Origin of the sequence: Deinococcus arboris (genome assembly GCF_009755355.1) — a bacterium.
GTDB classification, from domain to species: Bacteria; Deinococcota; Deinococci; order Deinococcales; family Deinococcaceae; genus Deinococcus; species Deinococcus betulae.
Window position 1 is genome coordinate 148,233 of the sequence record NZ_WQLB01000002.1, and the last position, 11,570, is coordinate 159,802.

Here is an 11,570-nt window from a genome sequence, read left to right on the forward strand (position 1 = left end):
TCTCCAATCTCCTGCAGCTTTGCCCCTTAGTTCAGGGCGCCCGTCTGAAACTGGAAGGCGCTGCCGTCATAGTCCACAGTCAGGCTGCTGCTGTCGGGCACGTTTCCCTGCAAAATCTCGCGGGCCAGCGGCGTTTCGATCTCGCGGCTGATCGCGCGGCGCAGGGGCCGGGCGCCAAAGGCGGGGTCATATCCCACTTCGGCCAGGCGGTCCTTGGCGGCGGGCGTCAGGTGCAGGCTGATGCGGCGCTCGGCCAGGCGCCTAATGAGGCCGCGCATCTGGATGTCCACAATCTTGTGCAGGTCAGCGGCCGTCAGCGCGTCAAAGACGATGATGTCGTCCACGCGGTTCAGGAACTCGGGGCGGAAGTGGCTCTGCAACTCGCCCATCACGGCGTCGCGGATGGCGGCCGAGTCCTCGCCTCCGTGCTGCATTTCCAGAATCAGGGGGCTGCCGATGTTGCTGGTCAGGATAATCAGGGTGTTGCGGAAATCCACCGTGCGGCCCTGGCCATCCGTCAGGCGGCCGTCGTCCAGCACCTGAAGCAGCACGTTAAAGACGTCAGGGTGCGCCTTTTCAATCTCGTCGAACAGCAGCACAGCGTAGGGGCGGCGCCGCACGGCCTCGGTCAGCTGGCCCCCTTCCTCAAAGCCCACGTAGCCAGGAGGGGCCCCGATCAGGCGCGCGACCGTGTGCTTTTCCATGTATTCGGACATGTCAATGCGGACCATCGCGTCTTGGCTGTCGAACAGGAACTCGGCCAGGGCTTTGGCCAGCTCGGTCTTGCCCACACCCGTCGGGCCCAGGAACATGAAGCTGCCCAGGGGCCGGCCGGGGTCCGAGAGGCCCGCGCGGCTACGGCGAATGGCGTCGGCCACGCTGACAATGGCGCGGTCCTGGCCAATGACGCGGCCGTGCAGCTGCTCTTCTAGCTTCAGCAGCTTCTCTCGCTCGCCTTCCATCAGCTTGTTGACGGGGATCCCCGTCCAGCGGCTGACCACCGAGGCGATGTCTTCTTCGGTTACCTGGGTGTGGGCAAACTCGGCGCCCTTGAGCTTTTGCTCCAGGTCGTGCACTTCCTTTTCCAGTTGGGGCAGCTTGCCGTATTCCAGTTCAGCGGCGCGCTGCAGGTCGTAGTCGCGCTTGGCTTTCTCGATGTCGGTGCGCACCTGATCGAGCGCCTCGCGCTTTTCGCGCAGAGCGGCGACCTCCTGCCGCTCGCCTTCCCAGCGGGCGCGCACCTCGCTGAGTTCGTCGGTAATGCCTTTGAGGGTGCCTTCAATGTCGATCAGGCGGTTTTGAGAGTCCTGGTCTTTCTCACGCTTCAGGGCCTCGCGCTCAATTTCCAGTTGCAGTTTGCGGCGCTCGAGCTGGTCAATGCGCTCGGGGCTGCTCTCCAGCGCCATGCGCAGCCGGGCGGCCGACTCATCAATCAGGTCAATCGCTTTGTCCGGCAGCTGCCGGTCGGTGATGTAGCGGTGAGACAGCTGCGCGGCGGCGACCAGTGCCGGGTCGGTAATTTCCACGTTGTGGTGAACCTGATACCGCTCCTTGATGCCGCGCAGGATGGAAATGGTGTCTTCCACGCTGGGCTCGTCCACAAAAACGGGCTGAAAGCGGCGTTCCAGGGCGGGATCTTTCTCAATCTCCCGGTATTCGCTCAAGGTCGTCGCGCCGATCAGGTGCAGCTCGCCGCGCGCCAGGGCCGGCTTAAGCATGTTGCCGGCGTCAGGGCTGCCCTCGGTCTTGCCCGCCCCCACGATGGTGTGGATCTCGTCTACGAACAGGATGATGTCGCCCTGGGACGCAATCACTTCGTCAATCACGCCTTTTAAGCGCTCCTCGAACTCGCCCCGGAATTTAGCCCCAGCCAGCAAGCTGCCCATTTCCAGGCTGACAATTCGCTTGTCCTTCAGGCCGTCCGGCACGTCGCCTTTAACAATCCGGATAGCGAGGCCCTCAGCAATGGCCGTCTTGCCCACGCCGGGCTCGCCGATCAGGACGGGGTTGTTCTTGGTGCGCCGCAGCAGAATCTGCATGGCGCGGCGAATTTCCTCGTCGCGGCCAATCACGGGGTCAAATTTGCCGTCTTTGGCGCGCTGGGTCAGATCGGTGCCGTACTTGGCCAGGGCGTCAAACTGCTGTTCGCTGGTCTTGTTGGTCACGGTTTTTCCTTTGCGCTGTTCAGTGACGGCGCGGTTCAGGTCAGCTTCGGCCGGCAGGCCTTTGCCCTTGTATTCGGCGCGCACGGCCAGCAGCAACGCGTCGGCCGCCACGAACGAGTCGCCCAGTTGCCCCGCCAGCGTATCGGCGGCGCGAAAGGCGCGGGCCAGTGCGGGGTCGAGATACAGGCTTTCGCCGCCGCCCTGCACGCGCGGCAGCTTGCCCAGGTCGGCGTCCAATGCGGTGCGGATGGTGCTCAGGTTGCCGCCCGCCAGCGTCAGGGCGCGGGCGGCCGTGTCGTTGTCGGTCAGCGCGCGCAGCAGGTGCGCGGGGGTGAGGTTCTGGTGCTGCAGCTGCTGCGCCAGCTGCTGTGCGGCCTGCACCGCCTGCGTGCTGGCTTCGGTCAAGCGTTCGGGATTCAAAAGGGGAAACCTCCAGAAGCGGGGAGAGGTCGGGACTCAACTCCCTCTATTCTGAAACTTGAGTGCAGTTGTGTCAAGTTTATTGCGGGTTTAAGAAAGTGGCGAAGGTTTCAGGCGCGCAGCGGAAAAGCCCCGTGGGAACAATCCACGGGGCCAGAGGCAGTCTCATACGGCTTCCAATTAAATCGAGCGGAATGCTCGATGAAATCCAAGCGGAGAGAGAGGGAACGACGACGGATTTTGCTCTCTGGAGGCGCAACCGGTGCTTTCCCAGCTGTGCCGTCATGAAATGGCAGTCTGTGTCAGGTCAGGTGAGGTCAGGCTGCCTGGCCATGTCGCCTATTCCCTACGCCTCACCACCCGCTTTACCTCGACAGAATGTAGTTCAGGCCAGTTGCCGGATCCATCACGTGCAGCGCGCCGTTAAAGCCCACCAGGAGCTGAGTGCTGCCCGGCATCGGGTAGAGGGTCGCGCTGCTGCCCCGGCCCTTGCTCAGGGGCGTGCCCTTGGCCGGTTCAATCAGGGTGCGGTCCCCCGTGGCCGGATCAATCTTGACCAGCGCAAACGGCACCGCTGAAACCTGGACCTGGGTGGTGTACAGGGCGCCCCCGCTGTAGGCCAGCGCGCTGCCGATATGGGCGGCGCCCTGGCCTTTCTTGAACACCTGCGCCCCGCCCTGGTCGGTCTGCCCGGAAATCAGGCGGCGCTCGCCCGTCTTGAGGTCCACGCTGACCACGATATAATTGGGGTTTGGCCCGCCTGAGGCGTACAGCGTCGTTCCGTTCACCGCAAAGTCGCCAAACTGCGGCCCGGTGCCAGCCAGGCTGCTGGTCCAGGGAATCCCGCTGCCCTGCACGTTGTCCCCGTTGACATCAAAGCGCGAGACCGAGGTGCAGCGGTAATCATTCTTGGCGTCCAGCTTGAACAGCGCGAAGCCGGCGGCAATGGGCGCGTTGTTGCCCAGCAGGTACACGCTGCCGTCCCCATCAACAGCCATGTAGGGCATGGGCAGGGCCGGCGTGACCGCCTTTGCATTGACCTGCGTGCAGAAGTAGCCGTTGCCAGGCGCCGTGGGTTGGGGCTGGGGCGCGGGGGCTGGCGCTGCCGCCGGCTTGTTGCCGCCCAGGAGCCCACCCAGCAGGCCGCCCACATTGACGTTGCCGATGGGCGTGGACACTGTGGCGTTGGGCACGGTCGGCGCAGAGGTGCTGGGGCTACTGCTGGCCGCAGCAGGTCGGCGCGGGTCGGCGTATTTCAGTTCCACGCTGTCACGTACCCGCGTGTCGGCGGCCGTGGTGGGGGTCCACAGCAGGGTGCGGTCCCCGGTGGTGGGGTCAATGCGGATCAGTTGCCCGGCGTAGGCCACCAGTGAGCCGTCGGGCAGCCGCTGCACGTCGGTCACACTGCCCAGTGTGTACAGGTCCAGCAGGTCGCGGTCACCCTGCACCTGCACGCCCCTGCCCACCTTCTCGACGGTGTTCAGGTAACCGCTGACCACGCGGCGGTTGCCGGTGTTCAGGTCAATCGCCATCACCACGCCAAAGGGGTCGGTGTTGCGCAGGGTTTCCAGCGCCACGTACAGCGTCTGGCCGTCGGGCGTGACAAAGCCGCCGCGCAGCTGCTCACTGCCACCCTGGTAAAAAGAAGAGCCGCTGCCCACCGTGCCCACGCCATCTGGGGCGTTCTTGGCCACGCAGCGGGCGTTGGCCGTGTCTTTGGCGCAGTCGATCATGGTGGACAGGGCGTGGGCCTGCGGCGTCAGCAGGCCGAGGGTCAGAATCAGGGCAAATCGCTTCATGAGGTTCCTCCGGGAAAGCTTGTAGACAGCAGCGCGGCACAGGAGCGCAGGGCAAAAGCCCGGCCCCACCGCGTTGATTGTGCCCGGAGTCTAGAACGTGAAGTTTCGCACGCCTGCCTCAGATGCCCTTGACTCGGCCCCGTTCCATCTGTAAAGCGGCGGCGCCAGATGAACGCTGCGGCCCGCCCACCAGTTCCATCATCCCGGTGCCGCGCGCGGGCTGGCCGGCCCAGGTGCCCTGCACCTCTATGGGGCCTTCCCAGTAGTCAATGCGGGTGCTGCGGCTGCGCAGTTCCTGCTCCTGGCGCAGGGCGCGCACCGTCAGGTCAAAGTCGTCGGCTTGCAAGTGCCAGCCCAGGGCGTAGGTGTGGCCCGCCGGGCTGATCCACGTCTCGCCAGGTGTGGCCCGCAGGCCGGTCACTGCCCGCACCTGACCGCTGGGGTCCACCACACTGCCGATTAGCTGCGCCACCTCGCCGTCTGGCCTGCGCACCCGGTAGACCATCAGGTCGTCACCGCCCTCCAGATGAACGCTGAACCAGTCCCACAGCGCCGTCTGCCCCGGAATCTGATTGCCCCACTGGTGGTCCAGCCAGGCCTGGCCCTGCACGGGGCGCCCGTTGACCGTGCCACTCAGCGCCAGCCGCGTGACGCTCTGGTAATACAGCGCCCCCACCTCTGGCCCGCCGCTGTAGCCGGGCGGATGAATGACTGGTCCCTTCAGAGGCGTCAGGGTGAGGTCCAGCGGCCCCGCCTTGAGCTCGAAGGGCGCGGTGGAAGAGGTGCCCTGCTGCTGGAAAGTCCAGCCCTGCTGACTCAGGCGCAGCGGGGGAAAGCTGGCCTCGCCGCCCCCTGCTGGCTGTTCCAAGAAGCTTAGGCTGCCGCTCTTCAGGTCCGTCACTGCCACATGCGAAATCATCAGCGGGACCGGCAGCCGCGTGTCCCGCACCCGGAACTGCGCCCAGTGCAGCGCCAGCGCCTCGGACGGCAGGTAAGCGCTGACATACCACCATTCCATCGGAAAGGTGTGCGGGCCGTAGTCCGCAGGGCTGGGCCGCGCGGCGGGGTCAACCGCCTGTTGCACCGGGGCGCAGGCGCCCAGCAGCGCGGCGGTCAGGAGGGGCAGCAGACGTTTCATACAGGCTCCGAACAATTCCGGAACATGTGCTGGAATTGTTCCGACCGGACTGACCAAGCTGCGCAGCAGATGGAGAAAGAAAAGGACGGATTTCTGGGAATTGGGGTTGCAAAGCGCCGCAGGCGTGGGACGCCCGTCTCCCTCCCGGCTGTTCCGGAAATGGACAGAATCTGTATCACGGCCGCAGCCTATCCCTGTCTGCGCCGCCCAGCCAGCAAGGTTGAGGCCGACCCCCACAGCAGGAGGTCGGCCCCAGGACGCAGCAGGTCTTTACTCGTCGCCCAGGTAGGCTTTGCGCACGCTTTCATCCTTGGCGATGTCGGCGGCGTTGCCCGACAGCCTGATTTCGCCGGTTTGCAGCACGTAGGCGCGGTGGGCGATGCTCAGGGCCATGTTGGCGTTTTGCTCCACCAGCAGCACGGTGGTGCCGCGCTCCCGGTTGAGTTTGACGATGATGTCGAAGATGGCCTCTACGAAGAGGGGCGAGAGCCCCATGCTGGGCTCGTCCAGCAGCAGCAGCTTGGGGTTGACCATCAGGGCGCGGGCGATGGCCAGCATCTGCTGCTCGCCGCCCGACATGGTGCCGCCCAGCTGGTTCTCGCGCTCTTTCAGGCGCGGAAAGAACGCGAAGCCCTCCTGAATCCGGCTTTCGATAAGGGCGCGGTCGCTGACCGTGTAGCCCCCCACGTCCAGGTTCTCGCGCACCGATAGGTCCTTGAAGATGCGCCGGCCCTCGGGCACATGGCTGATGCCCCGGTTCAGGATGTGGTGGGCCGGAATCCCGGCGATGGACTGCCCCTTAAAGGTCAGGCTGCCGCGCTTGGGTTTCATCATGCCGCTGATGGTGCGCAGGGTGGTCGTTTTCCCGGCCCCGTTGCCGCCAATCAGGGCCACGATTTCACCCTCGTTCACGGTCATGGAAATGCCCTTGAGGGCGTGGATGTGGTCGTAATACGTGTGAACGTCGTTCAGTTCCAGCATGGTGTCAGGCATGGGGGCGCTCTTCCTTCCCGTACTCGCCGGCCGCCGCCCCGCGGCCCAGGTACGCTTCCATCACGCGCGGGTCGTTGCGAACCTGGTGGGGCAGACCCTCGGCAATCTTGCTGCCGTAGTCCAGCACCGTGATGTGCTCCGACAGGGTCATGACCAGGCGCATGTCGTGTTCAATCAGGCAGACCGTCACGCCCAGCTCGTCGCGAATCCGGCGAATCAGGGCCTTCAGGTCCTCGGTCTCGCGCGGGTTCATGCCGGCGGCCGGCTCGTCCAGCAGGATCAGCTTGGGCGTGGTGGCCAGCGCGCGGGCGATTTCCAGCTTGCGCTGGTCGCCGTAGGGGAGGTTGGTGGCCAGCTCATTGCGCCACTTGCCCAGGCCCACGAAATCCAGCATCACGCGGGCAGCGTCGCGCGCTTCCTGCTCGGCCCCGTGGAACTTTTTCGTGCGCAGCACCGCGTCCACAAAGCCACTTTTCAGCCGCGAGTGCCGTCCCACCATGATGTTTTCCTCGCTGGTCATGGTGGAAAACAGCCGGATGTTCTGAAAGGTGCGCGCAATGCCGGCCTCGGTCACCTGGTCGGGACGCAGGCCCACGAGTTCGCGCCCGGCCAGGCGAATGGTGCCCTTGGTGGGCTGATAGATACCCGTAACCATGTTGAAAAAGGTCGTCTTGCCCGCGCCGTTCGGTCCGATCACGCTGACGATGCTGCGCTCGGGAACGCTCATGGTCACGTCGCTGACTGCCGTGAGGCCGCCGAAGACCTTGGTCACACCGGCCACGTCCAGAATAGTTGCCCCGCTCACTTCGCGCCTCCACTGCGGTCATTTTCGTTGGCGGGGGCCAGCCCCGGACTGTAGACGTCGCCCTGGTTGCCCCTACCCAGCGCGCCCGCATTGCCGTCTACGCTGTCGTCTTCCTGGTTGTCGTCGTGATGCAGTTCCAGCTGACGGCGGCGGCTGGGCAGCAGCCCTTCAGGGCGCACCAGCATCATGGCCACCAGAATGGCGCCGAAGATCAGCTTTTGCAGCTGGGCCGGGTTGACCTGCTGGGGAATCCAGTCCACGTTGGCGGTGGCTTCGCCCAGGCCGGGCAGCACGCGGAACCGCAGTAGCGCCACGACAGCGGCGCCCAGCACTACGCCGGGCAGCGAGCCCATGCCGCCCAGAATCACCATCGCCAGCACCATGATGCTTTCGTTCAGCACGAAGCTCTCGGGGCTGATAAAGGTCTGCTTGGCGGCAAAGATCATGCCCATGACCCCGGCGAACGAGGCCCCGGTCGCAAAGGCGATCAGCTTGGTTTGCAGCAGGGGCACGCCCATCGCCTGCGCCGCCACCTCGTCGTCACGGATGGCGATCCAGGCGCGGCCGATGCGGCTCTTGTCCAGCCGCACATTCACCATCATGATGACCGCAATCACGGCCAGCACCAGCAGGTACAGGAACAGCAGGTTGTACTGCGCTTCTTCAAACCCCAGTGCACCGGCCAGGGCGTTAAACCACGGCACCGAGGCGCTGCCGACTGGGGTGATGCCCTGAGAGCCGGCCGAGTACAGGTCGAGGTTCAGGGCCAGCACGCGAATCACTTCGCCCAGGCCCAGGGTGATAATGGCCAGATAATCGCCCTTCAGCCTCAGCACAGGCAGGCCGATCAGAACGCCCACCACGGCAGCCGTGAAAATGGCCAGCGCCAGGAACAGCCAGAAGAACGCGGGGTTGATGCCGCCGGCCAGGCTGTCGGCTTGCCCGGACATCAGCACCAGGATGGCGCGGGCGGTCAGGATGATGCCGGCCACCAGACCCAGGCTCGCCACGCGGAAGCTCCAGGTGGTCGCGGCCGTGGCGGCGGTGCGCTTGGTCAGGCGGTTGAGGTACACCATGCTGGCCGCCGTGATGACGGTCAGGAACAGGCCCAGCGCCAGGGTGCTGGCGTTGGTGGCGCCGGGGTTCTCGCCGAAGTAGCTCAGGATTTCCGAGAAACGAGGGCTGCCAAAGATGGACCAGGTATAGGCGCCCACCGCGAAGAAGGCGATGTAGCCCAGGTCCAGCAGACCGGCCAGGCCCACCACAATGTTCAGGCCCAGCGCCAGCGCGGCGAAAATCATGACCTGAATGCTCAGGTCCAGCAGGCTGGTGTCGGCGCGGCCCGCCAGGGGCAACACCAGCAGCAGGCTGCCGGCCCCCACGACGGCCTTGACGGCCGGGTGTGCGCGCCACAGGTAGGCAAACAGGATGTTGGCCAGGAAGAGGCTGACCAGCAGCGCTTCCACGATGGGGTTTTTCAGCGCGGCGCCGACGCTGCCCAGTTGGTTCAGCAGGTCGCCGTTGTGAGAAACCAGCAGGCCTGCACTGGTCACCAGGAAAAACAGCAGCAGCAGCACCGACTGCTCGGCGCGTGAGGCCCGTGCGGGCTTGCGGGGCGCGGCCGTCATACCTTCTCCACGTTGCTCTTACCGAGCAGCCCGGTGGGTTTGAAGATCAGAATCAGCACCAGCACCAGGAAGGCCCCGATGCGCTGGTAAGAGGCGTCAATCGCTTCCAGGTTGGCAATGCCCGTGACACTGCCCAGCACGCTCATGGCGCCAATCAGACTCTGGATGACGCCCAGGGTCAGGCCGCCCAGCACCGCGCCCGGAATCGAACCGATTCCGCCCAGCACGGCCGCCGTAAAGGCGATGATGCCAGGGTCAAAGCCGCTGTAGGCGTTGATGGTCCCGAATTTCATGCCGAACAGCACGCCGCTGATGCCGCCCAGCGCCCCGCCGATCAGGAAGGTCAGGCTGATCATGCGGTTGCCGTCAATGCCCATCAGGCCGGCCGTCACGCGGTCCTGCGCGGTGGCGCGAATGGCCTTGCCCATGCGGGTGCGGTTCACCAGATAGTTCAGCGCCGCCAGGCTGACCAGCGACACCACGATCACGATCACGTCCGTGACCTTGATGCGCACGCCGATGCTGTTCAGGAAGGTGCCCACACTGGCGCAGGAACTCTCGGCGCCGCAGAACGGCCCGGAAAAGCCGGCGGGCAGGGTATAGGTCAGGTCAAAGCGGCCCTGGAAGCCTTCAATAATTCGCAGCACGTCCTGCAAAATCAGCGAGACCCCAATCGCCGTAATCAGCGGGACCAGTTTGGGGGCGCTGCGCAGGGGCCGGTAGGCCAGGCGCTCAATGAGCACGTTCAGCAGCCCTGAGACCAGCATGGCCGAGATAAGCGCAATGATCAGCTTCAGGTAGCCGTTCATCTCCACGCCGGCCAGCACGCGAAACACTTCAAAGCCGACCACGGCGCCGGTCACAAAGACCTCGCTGTGCGCGAAATTGATCAGCTGCAGCACGCCGTACACCATGGTGTAGCCCAGAGCGATGATGGCGTACACGAAGCCCAGCACCAGGCCACCGACAATCACTTCCACCAGGAACGGCAGCAATGTGGCGAGATCCAAAAAACTCAACTCCTTTCTAATCCAGAGGTGGGGGCGCCGCCCACGGGGGGCGTGGCCACAGAAAACGGGGGGCAGAGAACAATGCGGCGTTCCGGCGCCTATCAGCGCGCCTACTTGGTTGAACTCCGTTGCTGCGCATCGTACCCCGTTTCACAAATGTCTGGTTCCAGCGGCGCAGGCTGCCTGTCCAGCTTTGGGGGTCGGCCCAGCCGGCCTCTTTTTCTACCGTTCTGGCAAGAAGGCAGAAAAAGAGGCCGGGCGCGTGGCCCGGCCCCAGGGTGGTACGGGGTCTTTGGTGAAACCCGCTGCCCTTACTGCTTGACGGGCTTGACGGGGATGCTGGTGCTGAGCTTGAACTGCCCGCTGGTGACGTTCATCACGTACAGCGTGGCGGCCTTGCGGTCACCGGCCGAGTTGAAAGCCACGCTGCCCGACAGCAGGCCGGTGTAGCTGCCCTTGCGGATGGCGGTCTCGACCTGGGTGCGGGTGGGGAGCTTGTTGCCGTTGGCGCGCACGGCGTTCAGCACGCCCTGCACGACCACCTTGGCGGCGTCGTAGCCGAAGGCGCCGAAGCCCTGGGCGTCGTCGTTGAAGGTCTTCTTGTAGTTGGCGGCGAAGACCTTCGAAGCGGGCAGGGCGCTGATGGGCGCGGCCACGGTGGTGAAGTAGATGTTGTTGGCGTTGGCCTGACCCACGATGGTGGGCAGTTCGCCGCTGTCCAGGCCGTCGCCGCCGACCACGGGGGTCGCCAGGCCCGCTTCACGCAGCTGCTTGATGAACACGCCCACCTGGTTGTAGATGCCGCCGAAGTAGATGGCGTCGGGGCGCTGGAGGCGAATCTTGGCGATGATGCCGGAGAAGTCGCTCTTTTCCTCGGTGCCTTCGTTGGCCGAGACCGTCACGCCCTTGGCCTTGAGGGCCTTCTCAACTTCCTTGGCCAGACCTTCGCCGTAGGCGGTCTTGTCGTTCAGGACGTAGACTTTCTTGGCTTTCAGGTTGCCACTGATGAAGTTGGCACCGGCCGGGCCCTGGGCGTCGTCACGGGCCACGATGCGGTTCATGTTGGTCAGGCCGCGGTCGGTCACGCCGTTGGCGGTGTTGGCCGGGGAGACCATCGCCACGCGGCTCTTGACCAGCACGGCGCTGGCGGGAATGGCCACGCCGCTGTTTAGGGTGCCCACAACGGCCATGATCTGGCGGTCAGCGGCGATCTTGTTGGCAGCCGAGGTGCCGGTGGCGGGGTCAGCCTGGTCGTCGTAGGGGACGAGCACGAGGTCAAAGCCCAGCTTCTTGAACTGCGCTTTGTACTCGTTGACGGCCAGCTGCGCGCCGTTGCGAATCTGGCTGCCCAGGTCGCTCTGGCCGCCAGACAGGGGGCTGAGGCTGGCAATCTTGATGGTGGTCTGGGCGGAGGCGGTGCCCATGGCCAGGGCGGCCAGGACGGTCAGCGAAATCGCGGTCTTCTTCATGAATCCTCCGGATATAGATGCACTTCGGGCCAACTGTCCCGGGTGCGGTGTAGAGATGCGGCAATTTTAGAAGCGGCTTTAAAGTCTGTCAATGCGCGCCTCATGAGTCGCCTTGAAATGTTTTTGTCAGAATGAGAGTGAGT

At 64.8% G+C, this 11,570-nt stretch carries 8 protein-coding genes; all 8 read right to left on the reverse strand.

Translation table 11 applies throughout. The features are described 5' to 3' along the window. Window positions 1–26: 26 nt before the first annotated feature. A complete protein-coding gene (gene clpB, locus GO986_RS02205; protein WP_157457578.1) occupies window positions 27–2,585 on the reverse strand; it encodes an ATP-dependent chaperone ClpB in 2,559 nt (852 codons plus the stop codon). Between the two features lie 365 nt (window positions 2,586–2,950). After that, on the reverse strand, window positions 2,951–4,384 hold the full coding sequence (locus GO986_RS02210) for a hypothetical protein (protein WP_157457579.1): 1,434 nt from the start codon (window positions 4,382–4,384) through the stop codon (window positions 2,951–2,953). A gap of 118 nt (window positions 4,385–4,502) precedes the next feature. Next, on the reverse strand, window positions 4,503–5,522 hold the full coding sequence (locus GO986_RS02215) for a lipocalin-like domain-containing protein (protein WP_157457580.1): 1,020 nt from the start codon (window positions 5,520–5,522) through the stop codon (window positions 4,503–4,505). A gap of 270 nt (window positions 5,523–5,792) precedes the next feature. Continuing rightward, on the reverse strand, window positions 5,793–6,515 hold the full coding sequence (locus GO986_RS02220) for an ABC transporter ATP-binding protein (RefSeq protein ID WP_157457581.1): 723 nt from the start codon (window positions 6,513–6,515) through the stop codon (window positions 5,793–5,795). Continuing rightward, window positions 6,508–7,320 (reverse strand): ABC transporter ATP-binding protein, encoded by an 813-nt coding sequence (locus GO986_RS02225; RefSeq protein ID WP_224574932.1) that lies wholly within the window; start codon window positions 7,318–7,320, stop codon window positions 6,508–6,510. The genes GO986_RS02220 and GO986_RS02225 overlap by 8 nt, the downstream gene beginning before the upstream one ends. Beyond that, entirely contained in the window at window positions 7,317–8,948 is a 1,632-nt protein-coding gene (locus GO986_RS02230) for a branched-chain amino acid ABC transporter permease (protein WP_157457582.1), read from the reverse strand. The genes GO986_RS02225 and GO986_RS02230 overlap by 4 nt, the downstream gene beginning before the upstream one ends. After that, window positions 8,945–9,958, reverse strand: coding sequence for a branched-chain amino acid ABC transporter permease (locus tag GO986_RS02235; RefSeq protein WP_157457583.1), 1,014 nt, complete (start codon window positions 9,956–9,958; stop codon window positions 8,945–8,947). Before GO986_RS02235 ends, GO986_RS02230 begins: the two co-directional genes overlap by 4 nt. A gap of 311 nt (window positions 9,959–10,269) precedes the next feature. Then, entirely contained in the window at window positions 10,270–11,427 is a 1,158-nt protein-coding gene (locus GO986_RS02240) for a branched-chain amino acid ABC transporter substrate-binding protein (RefSeq protein ID WP_157457584.1), read from the reverse strand. Between the last annotated feature and the right edge of the window lie 143 nt (window positions 11,428–11,570).